At 67.1% G+C, this 21,625-nt stretch carries 17 protein-coding genes; 6 read left to right on the forward strand and 11 right to left on the reverse strand.

What is annotated here, in order from left to right; all coding sequences use genetic code 11:
* Nucleotides 1-3 precede the first annotated feature (3 nt).
* Both fliL and ACM0M4_RS19760 read right to left on the reverse strand, forming a co-directional pair.
* Nucleotides 4-525: a flagellar basal body-associated protein FliL gene (fliL, locus tag ACM0M4_RS19755; RefSeq protein WP_003083042.1), complete on the reverse strand. Its 522-nt coding sequence runs from the start codon at nucleotides 523-525 to the stop codon at nucleotides 4-6.
* A gap of 243 nt (nucleotides 526-768) precedes the next feature.
* Nucleotides 769-2,052 (reverse strand): flagellar hook-length control protein FliK, encoded by a 1,284-nt coding sequence (locus ACM0M4_RS19760; RefSeq protein ID WP_010793986.1) that lies wholly within the window; start codon nucleotides 2,050-2,052, stop codon nucleotides 769-771.
* A 187-nt stretch (nucleotides 2,053-2,239) separates the two neighbouring features.
* Here ACM0M4_RS19760 and ACM0M4_RS19765 point away from each other — a divergent pair, with 187 nt between their 5' ends.
* Together ACM0M4_RS19765 and ACM0M4_RS19770 are read left to right on the forward strand one after the other, a co-directional pair.
* On the forward strand, nucleotides 2,240-2,827 hold the full coding sequence (locus ACM0M4_RS19765; RefSeq protein WP_003083037.1) for a YecA family protein: 588 nt from the start codon (nucleotides 2,240-2,242) through the stop codon (nucleotides 2,825-2,827).
* Between the two features lie 11 nt (nucleotides 2,828-2,838).
* A complete protein-coding gene (locus ACM0M4_RS19770; protein ID WP_003087079.1) occupies nucleotides 2,839-3,246 on the forward strand; it encodes a YbaN family protein in 408 nt (135 codons plus the stop codon).
* An 8-nt stretch (nucleotides 3,247-3,254) separates the two neighbouring features.
* Here ACM0M4_RS19770 and ACM0M4_RS19775 read toward each other — a convergent pair whose 3' ends face one another.
* The 4 genes from ACM0M4_RS19775 to mexM form a co-directional block, all read right to left on the reverse strand.
* Nucleotides 3,255-4,700, reverse strand: a complete 1,446-nt coding sequence (locus ACM0M4_RS19775) for a sensor histidine kinase (protein ID WP_003122945.1) — start codon at nucleotides 4,698-4,700, stop codon at nucleotides 3,255-3,257.
* Nucleotides 4,678-5,367: a heavy metal response regulator transcription factor gene (locus ACM0M4_RS19780; protein WP_003083028.1), complete on the reverse strand. Its 690-nt coding sequence runs from the start codon at nucleotides 5,365-5,367 to the stop codon at nucleotides 4,678-4,680. Before ACM0M4_RS19780 ends, ACM0M4_RS19775 begins: the two co-directional genes overlap by 23 nt.
* Before the next feature lie 103 nt (nucleotides 5,368-5,470).
* Nucleotides 5,471-8,581 (reverse strand): multidrug efflux RND transporter permease subunit MexN, encoded by a 3,111-nt coding sequence (gene mexN / locus ACM0M4_RS19785; protein ID WP_003124936.1) that lies wholly within the window; start codon nucleotides 8,579-8,581, stop codon nucleotides 5,471-5,473.
* Entirely contained in the window at nucleotides 8,578-9,735 is a 1,158-nt protein-coding gene (mexM, locus tag ACM0M4_RS19790) for a multidrug efflux RND transporter periplasmic adaptor subunit MexM (RefSeq protein ID WP_003083025.1), read from the reverse strand. Before mexM ends, mexN begins: the two co-directional genes overlap by 4 nt.
* Before the next feature lie 180 nt (nucleotides 9,736-9,915).
* Between mexM and lapG the strand changes: the two genes are divergently transcribed.
* Together lapG and lapD are read left to right on the forward strand one after the other, a co-directional pair.
* Entirely contained in the window at nucleotides 9,916-10,629 is a 714-nt protein-coding gene (lapG, locus tag ACM0M4_RS19795; RefSeq protein ID WP_003083022.1) for a cysteine protease LapG, read from the forward strand.
* Complete coding sequence (lapD, locus tag ACM0M4_RS19800) at nucleotides 10,630-12,582, forward strand: cyclic di-GMP receptor LapD (RefSeq protein WP_003118676.1); 1,953 nt, start codon at nucleotides 10,630-10,632, stop codon at nucleotides 12,580-12,582.
* 106 nt (nucleotides 12,583-12,688) lie between these two features.
* Here the strand turns inward: lapD and lasI are convergent, their stop codons facing one another.
* Nucleotides 12,689-13,294 (reverse strand): acyl-homoserine-lactone synthase LasI, encoded by a 606-nt coding sequence (gene lasI / locus ACM0M4_RS19805; protein ID WP_003083017.1) that lies wholly within the window; start codon nucleotides 13,292-13,294, stop codon nucleotides 12,689-12,691.
* 131 nt (nucleotides 13,295-13,425) lie between these two features.
* Between lasI and rsaL the strand changes: the two genes are divergently transcribed.
* A complete protein-coding gene (gene rsaL / locus ACM0M4_RS19810; RefSeq protein ID WP_003083010.1) occupies nucleotides 13,426-13,668 on the forward strand; it encodes a quorum-sensing transcriptional regulator RsaL in 243 nt (80 codons plus the stop codon).
* Here rsaL and lasR read toward each other — a convergent pair.
* From lasR to ACM0M4_RS19825, 3 genes are all read right to left on the reverse strand, one after another.
* Nucleotides 13,658-14,377 (reverse strand): transcriptional regulator LasR, encoded by a 720-nt coding sequence (lasR, locus tag ACM0M4_RS19815; RefSeq protein ID WP_221345416.1) that lies wholly within the window; start codon nucleotides 14,375-14,377, stop codon nucleotides 13,658-13,660. The genes rsaL and lasR overlap by 11 nt on opposite strands.
* 450 nt (nucleotides 14,378-14,827) lie before the next feature.
* The gene (locus tag ACM0M4_RS19820) at nucleotides 14,828-17,536 is read right to left on the reverse strand and encodes a cation-transporting P-type ATPase (RefSeq protein WP_003116553.1); all 2,709 of its coding nucleotides are present in this window, start codon (nucleotides 17,534-17,536) and stop codon (nucleotides 14,828-14,830) included.
* Between the two features lie 165 nt (nucleotides 17,537-17,701).
* Nucleotides 17,702-18,133 (reverse strand): acetyltransferase, encoded by a 432-nt coding sequence (locus ACM0M4_RS19825; protein ID WP_003082981.1) that lies wholly within the window; start codon nucleotides 18,131-18,133, stop codon nucleotides 17,702-17,704.
* A gap of 259 nt (nucleotides 18,134-18,392) precedes the next feature.
* Between ACM0M4_RS19825 and ACM0M4_RS19830 the strand changes: the two genes are divergently transcribed.
* Nucleotides 18,393-19,982 carry a hypothetical protein gene (locus tag ACM0M4_RS19830; RefSeq protein WP_023104229.1) on the forward strand — a complete coding sequence of 530 codons (1,590 nt, stop codon included), beginning with the start codon at nucleotides 18,393-18,395 and terminating at the stop codon, nucleotides 19,980-19,982.
* Here ACM0M4_RS19830 and ACM0M4_RS19835 read toward each other — a convergent pair.
* Entirely contained in the window at nucleotides 19,948-21,564 is a 1,617-nt protein-coding gene (locus ACM0M4_RS19835; RefSeq protein ID WP_079741965.1) for an ATP-binding cassette domain-containing protein, read from the reverse strand. The two genes, ACM0M4_RS19830 and ACM0M4_RS19835, sit on opposite strands and share 35 nt — an antisense overlap.
* Between the last annotated feature and the right edge of the window lie 61 nt (nucleotides 21,565-21,625).

The raw sequence follows: 21,625 nt of genomic DNA on the forward strand, positions 1-21,625 counted from the left end.
TACCTACTGCAGCACGAAATTGGTGAACAACACTTGTTCGATAGCCAGTTGGCCGGTTTCCTTCTTGGCCAGTTCCTGCAATCCGGCGGTCGCCTGCTGGCGGAGCATTTCCTTGCCCACCGGAGTCACCAGCGAGTCGAAACTCTGACTCGAGAACAGCATCACCAGTTTATTGCGAACCAGCGGCATGTGCTCGCGCAATGCGTCCATCTGCGCCTTGTCGCGCCCCATCAACGCGACGCCGACCTGCATGTAGCGCTGCCGGCCGTTCTGGTTGAAGTTGACGACGAAGGCCGGCGCCAGGATCTCGTAGAGCGCCGGCTGCTTGCCCGGCTTCGCCGCCTCGCTGGCGACTTCCTCGGTCTTCTCGGCCTTCAGCGACTTGCTGAGGAAGAACCAGGTGCCGCCCACCGACAGGCCGATCGCCAGCAGCAGGCCGACCACGATCAGCAGGATCAGCTTCAGCTTGCTCTTGCCGCCGCTCGGAGCCCCCGCGTCGGCGGGTGTCGCCTCTTTCTTAGCCATGCCAAAAATCCGTCGCTATAGCGTCAAATGAAGGGTTTCACAGGGGCAGAGCAAGGGTTGTGCCATTTCTGCAACGCCGCCCCGCCTCCTGGGACCAGCCCCGGAGGGCTGTCCGAGATGATAGACGGCGCGGATATTACAGCCTGGCCACAGGAAATCATCCCCGTCTTTTGCGAAATTGCCCGCTCCGGAAAAAGAAAGGCCTCCCGCAGGAGGCCCAAAGGGGAAATGCAGTCGTTCGCCTCAGGCGTAGTAGTCGACCAGACCGCGCGCCGCCGACGCACCCGGCCGGCTGCGGATCTCGCTGAATCCGGCGAGGGTTTCCTCATCGCCCGAGGCCTCGCCGGCCAAGCCGCGTCCGCGCGCCGATCCGCCCTCGCCCTGCTGCTGGCCCTGCCAGCCCCGCGCCAGCGACTGATCGGAGACGTTCACGTCGAGCTGGTTCATGCCCTGCTGGCTGAACATGTCGCGCAGCCGGTGCATCTGGCTTTCCAGGGCGTCGCGAACGCCGGCGTTGGGACTGGCGAAGGTCACCTGGGTCTGGTCGGCGGTCATGTGGATGCGCACGTCCAGGCGTCCCAGCTCGGCGGGGTCGAGCTGGATCTCCGCCGACTTCAGGTTCTGGCTGGACATCCACATCACCCGGTCCACCACCGCCTCGCTCCAGCCGTTCTGCTGCATCGCCACCGGCTGGCCGGGCACCGTGCCGTTCACCGGACGGTTGGTCAGGGCCTGTTGCGCCATGGCCTGAGTCAGCCCGTTGAGCTTGGCCGCGAAAGGTTCACCGCGGGGTTCCGCCTTGCTCTCCAGCAGGCTCTCGGAGGCGGCGCTGGCGACGGCCGGCTCGGCGGTCTGCTGCAACTGGGCCTCGAGCGCCTTGCCGTCGACGGCCTTGGTCAAGGAATCCGAGGTCAGGCCGGCAAGGGCATCGCCGAGGTTCGCCTGGCGGGGATCGGCGCTCTTCGCCGGCCCGCCTTTCGCCGTCTGCGCGGCGTCCTGGGCGCCCTGCTCCAGGGCCATGTTCACCGCCGGCACGCCGTTGAGCTTGACCAGGGTCGGGTCGCTGCTGGCTTCGGTAAGGCTGGCCGGAGCACTGCTGGCCGTCGGCACGGCCGGTGGCAGCAAAGTCGCCTGGGTATTCTCGTCGAGCAACGGTACGGCACCGCCGAGGCCGAGCAATTGCAGCGGATCGACCGGCGTTTCGACTTTATCTTCGCCGTCGGCCTTGGCCTGGCCGTCGGCCGGCAAAGGCTTGCCGTCTTCGGCAACGGCCGGCTGCCTGGCGGCATCCGTCGGCTGCGCTTCGACGGCGTCCTTGCCGGCGTCCCGTGGCTTGTCCCGCGAACCCTTCGCGGGACCGTCAGCGCGCTCGGCGGGCTTCTTCGCGGTCTCCTTGGCATACATGTCGGAGAAGCTGGAAGTCTTGTCGTTACTGGGCTCAGGCGTTTTCTGCTGGCTCTTCGGCGCAGCGGCCTTGGGCTTTACATCAGGCGTCGGCGGCAACAACACACCAGGGGCGACGGCCATGGGAATTCTCCATTTGCGAAGGGATTGCATCGTGGCTTGCGCAAGGGATGGAGCAAGGTCCGGGCCAACTTCGCCGAGAGCGTCCGCGAAACGCTCGCCAGGGCGCCGCAGCAGGCACGCTCGCTTTGCCCGCAGGTCCCGTCTGGACTACAATCCAGAGCCGCATCCCTCCCGAGGTAGTACCCTGATGTCCTTCGCCGAAAAACTGTCCCGTCTGCAAGCCTTCCTCGATGCCGATGACCTGCACGAAGAAGCGCTGGACTACGTGGCGACCCACGGCTACCTGACCGCCCTCTCCATCTGCCCGGAGCAGGTGCCGGAGCGGGAGTGGATCGACGCCCTGTTCGCCGAACCGCCGCACTACCGCAGCGATGAGGAGCGCCAGGAGATCGAGACTTCCCTCGAGCAGCTCAAGGCGCACATCACCCGCGTGCTGGCCAGCGACGAAGACCTCGAGCTGCCCTGCGACCTCGACCTCGGCGACGAGCCGGACGACTCCGACCTGCGCGGCTGGTGCATCGGCTTCATGGAAGGCGTGTTCCTTCGCGAGGAAGTCTGGTTCGAGCAGGCCGAGGAGGAAGTCAGCGAGCTGCTGCTGCCTATCATGGTCGGCTCCGGCCTGTTCGACGAGCAGCCCGAGTTCGACGAGATCGCCCGCGACCGCCACCTGGTGGACGACATGGTCGCGCAGATTCCCGACCTGCTGACCAACCTGTTCCTGCTCTGCCAGGCGCCGGAAGAAAAGCCCGCCCTGCTCAAGCCGCGCACGCACTAAGGAGCGCCGCGGTGGCGCAGCGGGAAATTCGCCCGAGCGCTCGCGCCTGGGTGCGCTATAGCCTCCAGGCCGTGGGTTTCCTAAGCGTAGCCCTGGGCGTGATCGGCATCTTCCTGCCGGTGCTGCCGACCACGCCTTTCCTGCTCCTCGCGGCGGCCTGCTTCATGCGCAGCTCGCCGCGCTTCTACCACTGGCTGGTCGGCCATCCACGGCTCGGCCCGTGGATCCGCGACTATCTCGACGGCGAAGGCATCCCGCTCAAGGGCAAGGTCTACGCCATCGGCCTGATGTGGGCCAGCATCGCCCTTTCCTGCTACCTGGTCCGACGCCCCTGGGCCCAGGGCTTCATGCTGACCAGCGCGGTACTGGTCAGCATCTATATCCTCCGCCAGAAGACCCGCCCGCCGCACGACGCCTGATGGCCCGCTCAGGACAGCGCCGGATCGCCCTCGCCCAGCGGCAAGCGGTCGCCGGACCCGCGCCGCTCGGGGCTCAGCACGGTGAAGCCGAAGGTGTTCCAGCCGTCCGCGCTGTCGACGAACACCGAACCGCCGTGCATGCTCGCCACCGCCTTGACGATGGACAGGCCGAGGCCGTGGTTGGCCTCGCTGTTGCTGCGCGCCGCGTCGACCCGATAGAAGCGTTCGAACAGGTGCCTGCGGTGCTCGTCGGCGATCGGCACGCCGGGGTTGCTCACCGCCACCCGCACTTCGTCGCCGCGCCGCTCGACGCCGACCCGCAGCGTGCCGCCGGCGGCGGTGTGCTGGGCGGCGTTGTACAGCAGGTTGGTCACCGCCCGCTGGAACAGGGCGCGCTCGACCAGCGCGCGGGCCTCGCCACGCACCTCGATACCGACCCCGGCCTCGTCGAAGATCACCTCGAGGAAATCCACCGTGGTGGCGATCTCGCCGGCCAGCGAGGTTTCCTCGCGCTCGCAGGCCAGGCGTCCCTGGTCGGCGCGGGCGAGGAACAGCATGTCGTTGACGATCGCCCGCAGCCGCTCCAGCTCCTCCAGGTTGGATTGCAGGACCTCTTCGTAATGTTCGCCGCTGCGTTCGCGGGACAACGCCACCTGGGTCTGGCCGATCAGGTTGGTCAATGGCGTGCGCAGCTCGTGGGCGACGTCGGCATTGAACGACTCCAGGCGCACGTAGGCCTGCTCCAGGCGGTCCAGGGCGCCGTTGAACGCTCCCACCAGCTCGCGCAGCTCGGCCGGCAGCGGCGAGAGCTGCAAGCGCTGCGACAACTGCCGCGGGCTGATCCGCCGGGCCTCCTCGGACAGCCGATGCACCGGCCACAGGCCCAGGCGGGCGATCCAGTGGCCAAGCAACGAGGCCAGCAGCACACCGAGGGCGGACAGGCCGAGCAGCCATTTCAGGGTGGAGGTCCGCGCCTCATGGAACGCCGCGCTGTCGATGGCGGTGACGTAGGTCAGCCGCGGCCGCCCCTCGCGCGCCGGCAACACGCCGACCCGCGCAGTCAGCGCGTACCGGTGCTCCGGCAACTCCAATTCGTAGCGGCCGGCGCCATCGGCGATCAGCCGCTGCACCGGTTCGCTGAAGCGCCCGTAGTGATAGCGCGGGTCGTCGCTGTCGATCCAGAAACGGATCAGCTCGTACTCCTGGCTCAGGTTGTCCAGCTTGCCCTGCAGGTGCGGCCAGCGCTCGGCCAGGTCGGGATGGTCGAGCATCCGCGAGACCATGTTGAAGCGCACGTCCACCTCGCCCTGCTGCAGGCGCTCGGTCTGGCGGTCGAGGATGCAATAGAGCATGGTGCCGATGAGGGCGAAGATCACCACCGCGGCGCCGGCGAACATTCCCGCCAGGCGGGTCGACAAGGACATGCCCACCTCAGCCCGACTCCGCCAGCGCACGGTTCTCCAGGACGTAGCCCATGCCCCGGATGGTATGCAGCAGCTTGTTCTCGAACGGACCGTCGAGCTTGGCGCGCAGGCGCTTGATCGCCACCTCCACGACATTGGTGTCGGTATCGAAGTTGATGTCCCAGACCAGTTCGGCGATCGCCGTCTTCGACAGGATCTCGCCGCTGCGCTGGGCCAGCACGCAGAGCAGCGCGTACTCCTTGGCAGTCAGCTCCAGACGGGTGTTGCCACGGAAGACCTTGCGGCTGAGCAGGTCGATGGACAGGTCGGCGATGCGCATCTGCGAATGGCTTTCATGGTTGCCGCCGCGCCGGGTCAGGGCCTGCAGGCGGGCGACCAGTTCGAGGAAGGAGAACGGCTTGATCAGGTAGTCGTCGGCGCCCTCGCGCAGCCCGCGCACCCGGTCTTCCACGCGCTCGCGCGCGGTGAGCATGATCACCGGGGTCTGCCGCCGCTCGCGCAACGCCCGCAGAACGCCGTAGCCGTCGACGCCCGGCAGCATCACGTCGAGCACGATCACGTCGTACTCGCCATGGAGCGCCAGGTGGCGACCGTCGATGCCGTTGTCCGCCAGGTCCACGGTGAACCCCTGTTCGCTGAGGCCACGGTTCAGGTAGTCCGCCGTCTTCGCCTCGTCCTCGACAATCAGTACCCGCATCTATCGCCCGATCCTCTGTTCGCCTTCGCATCCCGGGCGGGACGCATGCCTGCCTGCATCCTAGCCACGCGCCGCCGTCCAGGAAAGCCGCGTCCGTTACGCCTCATGTCGCCGTCGCCCCAGCGGTTCCGCCGTCCGAGGTCGTCGTCCCGCGCCGGTGGAACAGCCGCTCCAGGGCCAGGTATACCACCGGCGTGCTGAACAGGGTCAGCACCTGGCTCACCAGCAGCCCGCCGACCACCGCGATGCCCAGAGGCTGGCGCAGCTCGGAACCGGTGCCGAAGCCGATCATCAGGGGTATCGCGCCCAGCAGCGCGGCCAGGGTGGTCATCATGATCGGCCGGAAACGGGTCAGGCAGGCCTGGTAGATCGCCTGCTCCGCGCTCATGCCCTGCTCGCGCTGGGCGACGATGGCGAAGTCGACCATGAGGATGCCGTTCTTCTTGACGATGCCGATCAGCAGCACGATGCCGATCAGCGCCATGATCGAGAAGTCCTGGCCCCAGGCCCAGAGCAGGAACACCGCGCCGATCCCCGCCGAGGGCAGGGTCGAGAGGATCGTCAGCGGATGTACGAAACTCTCGTAGAGCACGCCGAGGATGATGTACACCGCGATCAGCGCGGCGAGGATCAGCAGCGGTTGCGAGGCCAGCGAGCTCTGGAAGGCCTGCGCCGCGCCCTGGAACACGCCGATAATGGTCGAGGGCATGCCGATCTCCTCCTGGGCGCGCTGCACCGCCTGCACCGCCTCGCCGAGGGACACCCCGGCAGCCAGGTTGAAGGACAGGTTGACCGCCGGGAACATGCCGTTGTGGTTGATCTGCAGCGGCCCGGAGCGCGGCGCCGCGACCTTGGCGATGGCCGACAGCGGGACCATCTCGCCGCTCAGCGGCGAGCGCAGGTAGAACCAGTCCAGGCTTTCCGCGCGGCCGCGCTGGCGCGCATCGAGTTCGAGGACCACCTTGTACTGGTTGACCTCGGTCTGGTACTCGCCGACCTGGCGCTGGCCGAAGGCGTCGTAGAGGGTCTGGCTGACATCCTCGGCGCTGAGGCCGAAACGCGCCGCGGCCACCCGGTCGATGTCCAGCGCGGTGACGCTGGCGCCGACCTGCAGGTCGTTGGACACATCCATCAGCCCCGGCACCTGCTTCAGGCGCTCGGTGAGGCGTTGCGCCCAGAGCGCCAGCTGGGTGCTGTCGCTGCTGCGCAGGGCGTACTGGTACTGGGTCCGCGAGGGTCCGGAACTGAGGTTGATGTCCTGCGCCGCGCGCAGGTAGAGCATGATTCCCGGCACCTTCGCCAGTTGCGGGCGCAGCCGGTCGATGAACTCGCCGACCGAGACATCGCGCTCGCCACGGTCCTTGAGGACGATCCAGAAACGTCCGTTGGCCAGGCTCTGGCTACCGCCGGTGACGCCCACCGCATGGTTGTAGCTCTGCACCGCCGGGTCGCTGGCGATGATCTCGGCCAGTTGCCGGTGCTTGGCGACCATGTCGTCGTAGGAGATATCCTCGGCAGCCTGGCTCGTGCCGAAGACGAAGGCGGTGTCCTGCAAGGGGAAGAAACCCTTGGGAATCCCGACGTAGCCGGCCACCGCCACCAGCACGGTAAAGGCGAAGCCGACCAGCATCAGCCGCTGGTGCCCGAGCGCCCAGCGCAGGCCGCGCTCGTATCCGCCGGTCAGCCATTCGGCGAAGCCCTTTCTCGGCGCGTCGGCATGCCGCAATGCCGGCATGAAGCGCGAAGCCAGCATCGGCGCCAGGGTCAGCGAAGCGAGCACCGAGATCAGGATCGCCACCGTCACGCTGACCGCGAATTCGCGGAACAGCCGGCCGACGATCCCGCCCATGAACAGCAGGGGAATGAACGCGGCGATCAGCGAGAAGCTGATGGAAATCACGGTAAAGCCGATCTCCGCCGCGCCCTTGAGCGCCGCCTCGACCTTCGAGGCGCCCGCTTCCAGGTGTCGGTGGATGTTCTCCACGACCACGATGGCGTCGTCGACGATGAAGCCGACGGCGATGATCAGCGCCACCAGGGTCAGGTTGTTGAGGGTGAAGCCGAGCACGTACATCGCCGCGAAGCTGGCGCTCAGGGACACCGCCAGCACCGTGGCGACGATCAGGGTCGCCGACAGCTGGCGGAGGAACAGGCCCATCACCAGCACCACCAGGCCAATGGTCAGCAGCAGGGTCAGTTCGACCTCGTGCAGCGACGAGCGGATGGTCCGGGTACGATCGTTGAGCACGTCTACCTCGATGGTCGCCGGGAGCATCTCGCGCAGGCGCGGCAATGCGGCCTGGATCGCGTCGGCGGTATCGACGATGTTCGCCCCAGGCTGGCGGAGGATCACCAGTGCCACCCCGGGCACACCGTTCGGCCAGGCCTGCACGTAGTCGTCCTCGGGCGCCGAGACGATCCGCGCCACGTCCTTGAGGAACACCGGCGCGCCCTGGCGGTAGGCGACCACCAGGTCGTCATAGTCGCTGGCGTTGAACAACTGGTCGTTGGCCGCAAGGGTCGACACCCGCCCCTCGCCGTAGAGCGCGCCCTTGGCCAGGTTGACGCTGGCCGACTGCAACGACTGGCGCAGGTCGGCCAGGGTCAGCTGGTAGGCGGCGAGCTTCTCCGGCTGGGCCTGGATGCGGATCGCCGGGCGCTGCTGGCCGACCACGAAGATCTGCCCCACGCCGTTCACCTGGCTGAGCTGGCGGGCGAGGATGGTCTCGGCGTAATCGCTGAGTTCGATCAGCGGCATCATCTCCGAGTTGACCCGCAGGATCATGATCGGGCTGTCCGCCGGGTTGACCTTGCGCCAGGTCGGCAGGTTCGGCATGTCCACCGGCAGCCGCCCGGCCGCGGCGTTGATCGCCGCCTGGACCTCCTGGGCGGCGACGTCGATGCTCTTGTCGAGGCTGAACTGCAGGGTCAGGGTGGTGGTGCCCAGGGCGCTGCTGGAAGTCATCTCGGTGATCCCGGGAATCGCGCTGAACTGCACTTCCAAGGGGGTGGCCACCGACGAGGCCATGGTTTCCGGGCTACCGCCGGGCAGCAAGGCGTTGATCTGGATGGTCGGGAAGTCCGCCTCCGGCAACGGCGCCACACCGAGCCGGAGGAACGCCAGCAGCCCCAGCAGCAGCGAGGCCAGGGTCAGCAGCGCGGTGGCGATCGGGTGCCGTATGCACCAGCCGGAAATCCCGGCGCGCGGCGTCACGGCTGCCGCTCCGCCGCCTGAGCCAGGCTCGGGCGCGGCTCCTGGATATCGACCAGGGCGCCGGGCATCAGCCGCGAGTGGCCGTCCACCACCACCTGGTCACCGCTGGCCAGGCCTTCCACCACACTGAGGCCGTCGATGTCCTGGAGCACCCGCACTGGCACCGCCTCGACCCGGTCGGCGGCGACCCGGTAGACGAAATTGCCCTCCAGGCCGCGGCGCACCGCTTTGCTCGACAGCACCAACTGGTCGCGCCGGACCCCGGTGTGCAGGCTCACCGCGACGAACTGCCCGGGCCAGAGCCGGGCCTGGCGGTTATCGAAGGAGGCGCGCACGCGGATGGTACCGGTGGAACTGTCGATCTGGTTGTCGATGGTCAGCAACCGGCCCTCGCCCAGCGCGCTCCCGCCGTCGCGGCTGTAGGCGCGCACCGCCGCCTCGCCGCCGAGCAGCGCCTGCAACTGGGGCAACTGTTCCTGTTGCAGGGAGAAGACTACGGAGATCGGTGCGATCTGGGTCACGCTGAACAGGCCGAGACTGTCGCCGACCCGCACCAGGTTGCCGACATCGACGTTGCGGATACCGACCTTGCCGGATACCGGCGAGGTGATCCGGGTGTAGGACAGGCGCACCCGCTCGGCGTTGATGGTGGCATCGTTGGCCTTCAGGGTCGCGCGCAACTGGTCGACCGTCGCCTGCTGCTGGTCCAGCAGTTGGCGCGACACCGCACGCTCGGCATACAGGCTGCGGTAGCGTTGCAGGTCCTGCTCGGCGGATTTCAGCTGGGCCTGGTTGCTCGCCCTGGAGGCCTGAGCCTGCTCCAGCGCGGCGACGACGGCGCGGTCATCGATGGTCGCCAGCAACTCGCCCGCCTCGACCATCTGCCCTTCGCTCACCAGCAGGCGGGTCAACTGGCCGTCGATCTGGGTGCGGATCACCACGTTGTGCAACGAAGTCACCGTGCCGATGCCGCTGACCTGTTGCTCGACGTCGCGCCGCTCCACCCGCGCCACGTTCACCGGGACCCTGGCCGGCGCGGGCGCCGCCTTCGCCCCGGCGTCGCCGCCGAGCCATGCCCAACCGCCGAAGGCGACCAGGCCCGCCGCCAGCACGCCCACCAGGACCCGTCCCCCACCACTGCGCAACGCCTGCATCTGTCCACCTTTCCCAGTGGCCGGCCTCGCGCGGCCGACTTCGTTCTTCTTTATAAGCAGCGCAGCGGGACCCCACCCTGACCCCTGAATGACAATCCTGTCAGTTTCGCCGGACACCCCGCGCTGGCAGGCCGCCCGGCGCTCTCGTAGACTTCGCTGAGTCCTTCCGGAGCCCGCTCGATGTCCCCAACCCCCGGCGCCCGCCGGCCCTGCCCCAGGGCCTACGCCCCCTGGCTGCTGTCGCTGGCGGCGACATTGCTGCTGGCAGTCGGCGCGGCGCTGGCGCAGTGGGACCTGGAGTCGATACTGAGCCGTGCCGAGCAGCGCTACGGCGAGCTGGGCGCGGCGAAATCACGCCTGGGCGACTGGGGCCGCCTGCTCGAACAGGGCGGCACGCTCGACGAAGCGGCCAAGCTGCGCGCGGTCAACGACTTCTTCAACCGGTCGCTGCGTTTCACCGACGACATCGAGATCTGGCAACAGGAAGACTATTGGGCGACTCCGGTCGAGGCGCTGGTCAAGGGCGCCGCCGACTGCGAGGACTACGCCATCGCCAAGTACGTGACCCTGCGTCGCCTCGGCGTCGCCAGCGACAAGCTGCGCATCACCTACGTCAAGGCCCTGCGCCTGAACCAGGCGCACATGGTGCTGACCTGGTACGCCAGCCCGGGCGCCGACCCACTGGTGCTGGACAACCTGATCGGCGAGATCCGCCCCGCTTCGCAACGTGACGACCTGTTGCCGGTGTACGCCTTCAATGCCGAGGGCCTCTGGCTGCCCGGCGCCGACGGCGGACGCCGGACCGGCGACAGCAAGAAGCTGTCGCGCTGGCAGGACCTGCTGACCAAGATGCGCGCCGAAGGCCTCGACCTCGACGCACCCAAGGAGGATTGAATGTCACTGCTCAAGCAATTGTTCCTCGCCATCTGCCTGTTCCTCGTCGTCGCCTTCAGCGGCAGCTTCGTCAGCAGCGTGGAGAACTCCCGCGAGCAGTTGCGCGGCCAGTTGCGCTCCCACGCCCAGGACGCCGCCACCGCCCTCGGCCTGTCCCTGACGCCACACGTGGACGACCCGGCGATGGTGCAACTGATGGTCAGCTCGATCTTCGACAGCGGCTACTTCGCCAGCATCCGGGTGATCGACATCAAGAGCGGCAAGCCGCTGGTCGAGCGCGTGCAGGCGCATGCCGAGCGTACGGTGCCCGGCTGGTTCGAACGCCTGGTGGATCTCCAGCCCCAGGGTGGCGACGCGCTGATCATGCGCGGCTGGGAACAGGCGGCGCGGGTCGAGGTGGTCAGCCATCCGCAATTCGCCCTGGCGCGCCTGTGGGACAGCGCCCTGGGCAGCCTCTACTGGTTGCTGGCCTGCGGCGCGGCGAGCCTGCTGCTTGGCGGCTGGCTGCTGCGCCGCCAACTGCGCCCGCTCGACCAGATGGTGCGCCAGGCCCATGCCATCAGCCGGCGGGAATTCCTCAGCCTGCCCAGGCTGCCGCGCACGCCGGAGCTGCGCCGCGTGGTGCAGGCGATGAACCAGATGGTGGAGAAACTTCGCACGCTGTTCGCCGAGGAGGCTGCGCGTAGCGACAAGCTACGCGCCCAGGCCTACCAGGACAGTCTCACCGGCCTGCCCAACCGGCGCCTGTTCGACGCCCGCCTCAACGAACAGCTGGGTGCCGGCGAGCACGAGCATGCCGGGCAGCTCCTGCTGGTGCGCCTGAACGACCTGAACGGGCTGAACCAGCGTCTCGGCGGGCAACGCACGGATGAATTGATCCAGGCGGTCGCCCGCTTGCTGGTCGACTCCTGCGGCCAGCAAGGGCGCGCCGACTGGCTGCTGGCCCGCAGCCGCGGCGGCGAGTTCGCCGTGCTGGCTCCCGGTTGCTCCCGCGAGCAGGCCGAACGCCTGGCCGAGGAACTCTGCGAAGGCCTGGAGAACCTTGCCCGCACCGGTGCCAGCGATCTCACGCCGGTCGCCTATCTCGGTATCAGCGCGTTCGCCGAAGGCGACTCGCCCGCGGATCTCCTGGCCCGTGCCGACCAGGCCCTGGCCCAGGCCGAAAGCCAGCCCGCCCAGCCCTGGGCGAGCCAGGACGGCACCGCGCTCGCGGCGCTCAACGATAGCCAGGACTGGCACGACTGGATCGACCAGGCCCTGACGGAGCGCCGCCTGCTGCTCTATTTCCAGCCGGTGGTGGACTGCCTGGACACCCAGCGCGTCCTCCACCACAAGGTCCTCGCGCGTCTGCTCGACCCGCAGGCCACGGCCATCGCCGCCGGGCGCTTCCTGCCCTGGATAGAACGTTTCGGCTGGGCCGCGCGCCTGGACCTGGCGATGCTCGAACAGAGCCTGGAGCACCTGCGGCGCCATCCACGGCCGCTGGCGCTGAGCCTGTCGGCCGCCAGTGTCCGCAATGCGCAGACGTTTGCCCCGCTACTGGCCCTGCTCAAGGCGCATCCGCAGGAGGCGCGCCAGCTGACCCTGGAACTGGACGAGCGGCACCTGCCAGCCGCGGCCGAACTGGAACGCCTCAGCCAGGTCCTGCGCGAACTGGGCTGCGGTCTCGGCCTGCAGCATTTCGGCGGCCGCTTCAGCCTGATCGGCAACCTTACCCATCTGGGGTTGGCCTACCTCAAGCTGGACGGCTGCTACCTGCACGCCGTCGACCGGGAAGGCGACAAGCGGTTGTTCATCGAAGCGGTCTATCGCACCACCCACAGCATCGATCTACCGTTGATCGCGGAACAGGTGGAAACCCTCGGTGAACTCGAAGTACTGCGGGAAATGGGTTTGCGTGGCGCCATGGGACGCCTGTTCGGCAGCCCGGCGCCCTGGTCCGGGGATGCCTGATAGCGAGTCCGGAGCGGGTCGGACTCGCTTTACAGCGGATTCGGCATCGACGCCAGGCGCTCCCTCTCCGACAGAGAACGCGCCGGCGCGAGCCGACAGGTCCCCGTCATGAAACCGCCAGTCGCTGTTCCACCAGCACTCCCCCGTAAAGCGCGATCTGGGTCTTGGCATTGAGTTCGATGCGCAAGGCCACCGCGCGCTCGATGCCGATCTTCAGGTGCGGACCGAAGCGCGATACGTCCAGGCCGGCACGGATCATCATCTTCTCCACGCCTACGGTGGTTACCGTCACCAGCGTCTGGATGTCGTTCTGCAGGCTGTAGCGGGCCAGCGCGCGCATCGCCTCCAGCGTACAGTCGGAAAAGCCCAGCGAGCCTTTCTGTCCAGAGTTGATGGCGAAACGGCTGAGTTCCCAGATGTGCGGCGAGCAAGGCGCTTCCTTGCCGTGCAGAAGCTCCGGGAAGGTGTTCTTCAGCATGTAGGGGCCAGTGGTATCGAGAATTCGCCAGCAACCGAAAACCTGGGCTTCAGGAGTATCTTCCTGGATCAACATGTAATAAGGACTGAGTGCGTCATAACCATCGATTTCCATCTCGTCGATGACACTAACGTCCCAGCCTTTGCGCTCCTTGAACACTTGAGCACGCAACTTGTGCATCTCGCCCAGCAGTTTTTTATCGAACTCTTCGCGCCGACCAATTTGTACGATCATCTTCACTTCCTCCAAATAGGAAGCTGAAGAATTTATGCAAATTTCATAATTTTATAACTAGCAAATGAGATAGATTTCGGTGAACCCGGACCCTTGCTAGGCTCGAAGAAACGTCCGAAAAGATCAGAGCAATGGCTTCACACGAGAGAACACAGCCCCAAAACATGGCCTTCCGGGCAAAGGCCACCCGCACCGCCCGACGGGAAAGCCAGGAAACTTTCTGGAGCCGCTTCGGGATAAGCCAATCCTGCGGCAGTCGTTTCGAGAATGGCGAGAACCTGCCCTTCCCTATATATCTGCTTTTGCATTTCTATATAGAAGGGCAAATTACCGATCGCCAGCTCGCCGACCTGAGAGGCAAGATCAGAGAGTAATAAGACCCAAATTAACGGCCATAATGGCCGCTACGCGGCGGGAGGTCACACCGAACTTCCGCCGAATATTTCCCATATGGAAGTTCACATTGGCTTCCGAGCAGTTGCAGATAACCGATATCTCCCGCCTGGTCTTGCCGATGGCGCACCACTGCAACACTTCCTTCTCCCGGCTGGTCAGAACCACCGGTTTGCTGACCGGATGTTCGAAGGCCAGTCCGGCACCGCTCTGCAGTGCGTAGTCCTTGAGCATCCACAGGGTCGGCAGGACCGACTCCATGAAACGGTTGGCCTCGGCCCGGTTTTCCGCTTCCACGCTGAGGCTCAGCGCGCCGAGTTCGCCGCGAGCACCATGCAGCGGCATGGTCAGCCCATACACCAGGCCGGCGGCCGAGGCTTCCTCGAAGAACTCGTGCTGCTTTCGCGTCTGGTAGATGGACGGTTCCCAGAAAATCGGCAGTACGCTCTGGGTACAGTGACTGACCGTCGGGTCGACCCGCGCGTAGCCAGCCCGGTCGTAATGCTCGCGCCAGGCGGCCGGGTAGTTGCCGACGATGAAGGCGTTCTCGTAGTCCTGGCTGTCCTTAGGCAACAGGCCGAACAGGATCTTCGAGAATCCAAGGTCGCTCGCCATCTTCTGCAGGATGGCGCTCCACTCCAATTTTCCACTTGAGCGTTCCAGCTCAAGAAAACCGTCAACCAAGGCCATAGCGCTACGTTCTTCTTAAACTATTAACCAATCAGCCAAATATGGATTCGGCACCCGATATCCGGCACGTTGTACGGCAGTCCGAGAATCCCGGCTTCCTGCCGAGGCGCATGCGCCCGTGCCCGACGACCCCTGAAGATGTCCAGTCAGCCCACTCTATAGAGTTGGCGTTGTGCCGGAAAGGCACATTTCAGTCCCACTTAACAATAGACCGCAGCGTTTGATGCACCTAGTACGATACCCGTCCTAGAGGGTAAGCAAACGTTTAAATGTGATATAGATCACATTTTATGCGAACTGAATACCCAGTCACACCTGGTCCCCGGGTTCACTGTCGGCCCATCGCCACGCGTGCGACCGCTCTCGGCCGGGCGATCCGAGGCGCAGACGTCTGTGCGCGGCGCACGCGCAAAGGCACAGCGCCGCGGCCAAGGGGGCGACCTCGCGGCGTCAGGCCTGCCGGGCACGGACCCGGCGACATAGCCACTTTTCCAGTTCGGCGACGCAGAACAGGCCGAGCCCGGCCAGCAGCACCCGCGCCCACTCGCCCGGGGCCAGGCCGACCGAGCCGAACAGCGCCTGCAACGGCGGCGCGTAGGTATAGAGCAGTTGCAGCACCACGCAGGCGGCGATCGCCAGCAAGACCTGGCGGTTGCCGAACAGGCCCTCGCGGCTGAGCACCGAATCGTAGATATGCCGGCTGTTGAGCAGGTAGAACATCTCGCACACCACCACGCTGTTCACCGCCATGGTCCGCGCGCTCTCCAGCCCGGTGCCATGCTCCAGCTCCCAGAGGAACAGGCCCAGGGCGCCCGCCATCATCAGCAGCGAGACCAGCAGCACCCGCCAGACGAAGAACAGCGACAACAGGGGCTCCGCCGGCGGACGCGGCGGACGCTGCATCAGGCCGCGCTCGGCCGGATCGAAGGCCAGCGCCAGGCCCAGGGTGCTGGAGGTGACCATGTTGATCCAGAGGATCTGCGCCGGCGTCATCGGCAGGGTCAACTGGAACAGGATCGCGGCGATCACGATCAGCGCCTCGCCACCGTTGGTCGGCAGCATGAAGAGGATGAATTTCTTCAGGTTGTCGTAGACCGCCCTTCCCTCGCGCACGGCATTGGCGATGGTGGCGAAATTGTCGTCGGCGAGGACCACCTCGGCCGCCTCCTTGGCCGCCTCGGTGCCCTTGTTGCCCATCGCTACGCCGACGTCGGCGCGCTTCAGCGCCGGCGCATCGTTGACCCCGTCGCCGGTCATCGCCACCACCTCGCCGCTGGCCTGCAGGGCCTGCACCAGGCGCAGCTTGTGCTCAGGGCTGGCGCGGGCGAACACATCGACGCCCGGCAGCACTTCGCGCAGGCGCTGGTCGTCGAGCAACTCGATCTCCGCGCCGGTCAGCGCCGGCCGGTCGATGCCGATCCCGAGCATGGCGCCGATCGCCCGCGCGGTGTCGACGTGGTCGCCGGTGATCATCTTCACCGCGATACCCGCCGCCTGGCATTCGGCGACCGCGGCCACGGCTTCCTCGCGCGGAGGGTCGATGATGCCCACCAGGGCCAGCAGGGTGAAGCCATGTTCCACGTCGGCGAAATCCAGCGTGCGCTGCTCCGCCGGCATCGCCCGTCGGGCGATGGCCAGCAGGCGCAGGCCGCGAGCGGCGGTGTCGGTGGCCAGGCGCCGCCAGTAGTCCGGGTCCAGCGGCCGCACCGAGTCGCCCACCCGTTCAGCCTCGCACATGTCGAGGATGCGCTCCGGCGCGCCCTTCAGGTAGACCATCGCCTGGCCTGCGTGGTCGTGGTGCAGGGTGGCCATGAAGCGATGCTCGGACTCGAACGGAATCGCATCGCTGCGTGGCCGTTCCGCCGCCAGCGCCTGCGGATCGAGGCCCAGCTTGAGGCCGAGGCTGAGCAGCGCGCCTTCGGTGGGGTCGCCCTCCAGTTGCCATGCCTCGCCCTCCTGGTGCAGGCGCGCCTCGTTGCACAACAGCGCCGCGCGACCGATCTCCTGCAGATCGTCGCGTCCGGCGGGATCGAGGCCTTCGCCGTTGTGGCTGAAACCACCCAGGGGGGCGTAACCGGCGCCGCTGACCTCGATTACCTGGTCGGCGGTGACGATACGCTGCACGGTCATCTCGTTGCGGGTCAGGGTGCCGGTCTTGTCCGAGCAGATCACCGTCACCGAACCCAGCGTCTCCACCGCCGGCAGGCGGCTGACGATGGCGTTGCGCCGGGCCATGCGCTGTACGCCGAGGGCGAGGATCACCGTCATGATCGCCGGCAGTCCCTCGGGAATCGCCGAGGCGGTCAGCGCCACCACCAGCATGAACATGTCCACCATCGGCTGGCCCTGCCAGAGGGTGCCGAGGACGAAAGTGGCGCCGGCCAGCAGCAGGATCGCCAGGGCCAGCCAGCGACTGAAGCTGGCGATCTGTCGCAGCAGCGGAGTGGCCAGGGTGCGGACTTCGCGCAACAGCGTACCGATCCGGCCCAGTTCGGTATCCCCGGCGGTGGCGACCACCACTCCGCGCGCCTGGCCGCTGGTCACCAGGGTGCCGGAATAGGCCATGCAACGGCGGTCGCCGAGCAGCGCGTCGATGGCCACCGCGACGCAGCCCTTCTCCACCGGCACCGACTCACCGGTCAGGGCCGACTCGTCGACATGGAAGTTCTTCGTTTCGAACAGCCGCAGGTCGGCCGGCACCCGGTCGCCGGAGGCCAGCAGCACCACGTCGCCCGGTACCAGGCGTTCGGCGTCCAGCGCCTGGCGCTGGCCGTCGCGCAGGACCAGGGCATGCAGCGAAAGCATGTCGCGGATGGCGTCCAGCGCGTTGGCCGCCTTGCCCTCCTGGACGAAACCGATCAGCGCGTTGACCACCACCGCCAGGAGGATTACCGCACTGTCCACCCAGAAGCCGAGCAGCGCGGTGACCAGCGAGGCGAACAGCATCATGTACAGCAGGACGTTGTGGAACTGCCGCAGCAAGCGCAGCAGCGGCCCCTGGCGTTTCGGCGCGGGCAATCGGTTGTAGCCGTGCGCCGCCAGGCGGCGGGCGGCTTCGTCCGCGTCCAGACCGGCGGCGGAGCTGTGCAATCGTTCCAGCACCCGTTGCGGCGGGCTGGCATGGGCGTCGCGGGAAGACAGGGGTGGGATGCCGTTCATGGGATTCCTGCGCCTCGTTCTGATGAACAGAACTATCGGGCAGGCCTGCGCCGCAACGTTTGACCTGTCTCAAACGGATGCTTGCAGTTGAAAGCATCTGGCCGGGGAAAACTTTTCCGGATGTTGCGCGGCACCTCGCTCCACAGGGCGAGGTGCCGCGTCCTCCTACAGGCTCATGTGCAGCAGCGGGAACGGCCGCCCCGCCGAGTCGGTCGCGGAGCGGCCGGTCTGGCGGAACCCATAGTGTCGATAGAAGCCGCAGGCCTGCGGGTTCTGCTCGTTGACATCGACGCTCAGGCGCGGCCAGGTCGCCCGCGCATGATCGAGCAGGCGTCGGCCGATACCCCGGCCGCGCAGCCCGGGTTCGACGAAGAGCATCTCGACATGCGCCTGGTTCAGGCCGATGAAGCCCTGGGCCACGCCGTCGTCGTCGACCAGCACCCAGACCTCGACGGCCGGCAGGTACAGGTCGCGGACCTGTGGGTAAAGCTCGACGATGTCCGCTTCACTGAGAAAATCGTGGGTCGCGCGGACGGAACGTTCCCACAGGTCGACCAATGCCGTGTTGTCGGCGTCGACGCGCTTGCGAATGTGCATGCTGGATTCCTTTATCCGAAAGATTCTAGGTAGAACGAAAGGCAGCCGCGACCGCCAGGCCGGGCGCCACGCTGAGGTTCGTCGCCTGGATGCCCGTGGCGCGAATCAACGCATGGACGGTGCACAGCGGCGGCGACGAGGGAGGAAGGGAGCGCCATCCTAGAAGAAAACGACCGGTCGGAACAGCCGCTCTTCCCATGCTTTTCCCGAAACGACGAATGAACGACACTGCGCCCGACTCTTTTTCCCGGTATCGCCCATGCCCAACTCCCCGCTTCCTTCCGGCCGCAGGCTGCCCGCTTGCGCCTTCGCCGACATCGGCGAGCCCTACGCCGTGTTCCAGGCTCCCGGCGGCGCGCTCCTTGCGGTGGCCAGCGCCTTTCATGGGCAACACCCGGGCCGACAGCTCGACGTCTACGAACAGAGCCTGCGCCTGTACCGCAGCGGCGACCTCGAATGCATCGCCGTCCTGCCGGACCTGGGCTTTCCGCTCAACGCCATCGCCTGGCACCCGAGCCGGCCCGTACTGGTGATCGGCGGCGGACGCTACGACGGCGGCGCCTTCTTCGAAGGCGGTCTGCTGGCCTGGGACTACGCGAGCGGCAAGACCCAATCGCTGCTCGCCGACAACCGCGAAGTGCTCGCCTGCGACTTCGAGGACGACGGCCGGCGCCTGACCTTCACCGTCGCCCCCAGCGACGACCTGGAGGACCGACCGTTGTTCCGCCAGCGCCATTCGCTAGCCTTTCCGGTCGACGCCCCACTGGTGCTGGACGACCTGCCCGGCACCCGCCTGCCCTTCGACTGGGCCCTCTACCCTGCCTCGACACAACGCGAAGCAGCGCTGCCGATCCTGGAAAACCTAGCCCTGGGCAAAGATCGGCGGTTCCTGCATCGTCCACCGGTGTGGGACCTGTGCTTTCTCGACGGCCAACGCCTGGCCATCGCCCGCGCCAACCCCCGGCTCGAGCTCTGGAATCTGGCCGACGACAGCCTGCGCAGCTTCGAACTGGCCGAACGGGGCCAGTGCCTGCAGGTCTTCCATAACGCCACGGACGACAGCCTGCTGGTCAATCTGCAACTCGGGTATGCCGCCCAGCGACTGTTCAAGGTGCCGCTGACACCGGGACAACCGCTGCTCCTGAGCGACTGCCGCCATCTGCTGGCGCAATCCGCCCAAGGCGGTTTTCTCGCCCGCCAGATCGCCCTCGAGGGCAAAGACCTGGAAGACCTCGTGCTCGACCCGGCCGGCCGGATCATCCACAGGCGCCGTCTCGGACACTACGACCTGTTCAACCACCATCTGCGCATCGACCGTGACGAAGCCTTCTTCTACCTGGCCGGCAATCCGCCGGAGCAGCACCAGGACAAGGGCCTGTTCCGCCTCGACCCGCAGACCTTCAAGACCCGCGAAGTGCTACGCCTGGAGCGCCACCCGGAGCACTTCAACAACCTGCACGGCTGCCTGCTGGGCAATCGCCTGCTGCTCAACGCCAAGGTCTACAACTCGCCGCATCACGCCTACGGTACCCAGCGCCTGACCTGCTACGACCTGGAGAGCCGCGGCACGCTCTGGGGCGCGACCCTGTCCGCCCAGGTCAGCGCCTTCGCGCCGTTGCCCGGCGGACAATGGATCGCACTGGCGCTGGTCGATGGTCAGGTCGAGGTACGCGACCTCGCCAGCGGCGAATGTCGCTGGCGCTACCGCACGGCAGACGCCATACCGCTGTGCCTGGCAGTCAGCGACAAACTCCTCGCCATCGGTTTCAGCCACGGCGGAGTCAGCCTCCTGCAGGTCGCGGCGGATGGCCAGCTCATCGGTCCTCCAGGCGCCAACCCGCGGCAGTAGCCCGCAGTTCGCCATCCAGCGCCAGTCGCCGGAGAAACACCGGGTCGTGGGACACCACCAGCAAGGCCCCACGGTACTGCCCGAGCATGCTTTCCAGGGCCTGCCGCGCAGCCAGGTCGAGGTGGTTGTCCGGTTCGTCGAGCAGTAGCAGCTGCGCCGGCCGGTCGGCGTAGAGCACCAGGGCCAGGGCCGCCTTCAGGCGTTCGCCGCCGCTCAGCGTCGCGCACGGCTGGGCGAGCCGTTCAGCCGGCAAGCCGAGTTGCGCCAGGCGCGTGCGCAGCCAGCTTTCGCCGCGACTGCGATTGACCTCCAGCAACTGCTCCAGCACGCCTCGCCCGTGGTCCAGCACGCTCAGCCGCTGGTCGAGATAGGCGGCGCCCACCGTCACCGCGCAGGTTCCCGCCAGCGGCGCCCGTTGCCCGGCCAGAAGCCGCAGCAGGGTCGACTTGCCGCTGCCGTTCGGGCCGACCAGTGCCAGCCGTCGCGGACCGCTCAGGAGCAGGTCGATTTCGCGCAACGGCCCGCGCAGATGCGGCAGGACCGCGCCCTTCAACTCGACGATCCGGCGCTGTGCCGCCAGTTCGGCATCGGGCGAATCGAGCAGCAGCGGCGACGCCTCCTCGACCTCCCGGGCAGCCTCGCGCACCTCGCGGTCGAGACGCTCGCGCTCCGCCTGGTGGGCGTTGCGCAGCTTGCCGGCGCTGACCTCGCTACGTTCCCTGAACCCACCGAGCAGGATCTTCGCCTGGTTCGCCGTCTTGCCTTCGCGCCGGCCGCTGGCCTGGCGCCGCTCCTGGCGCTGCTGCTGTTCGCGCATGGCCAGGGTCTGCCGCTTGCGCTCCAGACGACGCTGGTCCAGGCGACGTTCGGCGGCCTCGCGCGCCTCCTCCCGGCTCTGCGCGTAGAAAGAATAGCCGCCGCCATAGCTGCGCAGGCCGAGGGTCGACAGCTCGACGATCCGCTGCATGCCCTCCAGCAGTTCGCGGTAATGGCTGACCAGCAGCAGGCCGCCGTCCCATGCCGCCAGGCGCGCCCGCAGCAAAGCGCGTGCCGGCCCGTCGAGAGGGTTGCTCGGTTCGTCGAGGATGAGAAAGTCGGCGTCGTCGAGGAATGCGCCGAGCAGCGCCACGCGCATGCATTCGCCGCCGCTCAGGCGTTCGCTCGGGGTGTCCGCGCGGAGATGGCCGAGCCCCTCGGCGGCCAGGGCGTCGGCCAGGCGTTGGCGGATGTCCCAGCGCTCGCCCAGGCATTCGTAGTCGGCGGCGTCGAGGCTACCCGCCTCGATCCGCGCCAGCGCCTCCAGCCATGGGCGGACGCCGGCCAGATCGGCGACGGTCGGGTAGTCGGCCGGTTCGAGCTGCTGCGCCAGGTAGCGCACGCGCCCCTGGCGCCGGACGCTGCCGCTGGACGGCTGCAAGTGTCCGGCGAGCAGGCGCGCGAGCAGCGACTTGCCGACGCCGTTGCGTCCCACCAGCCCGGTGTGCCGGGTGTCGAAGGTTTCGTCGAGATCGGAAAACAGAAGGCTGCCGTCCGGCAGCTGGAAAGAGACGCCATCGAGCGTCAGGGTCGACGTATTCGTCATGGATACCCCCTTGATGCCATGCATTCCCCCGGGCCCTCGGGCCAGGGACGGAAAACCGGCC

This window comes from Pseudomonas sp. 18-147 (assembly GCF_051048045.1).
In the GTDB taxonomy this organism is placed as follows: Bacteria; Pseudomonadota; Gammaproteobacteria; order Pseudomonadales; family Pseudomonadaceae; genus Pseudomonas; species Pseudomonas aeruginosa.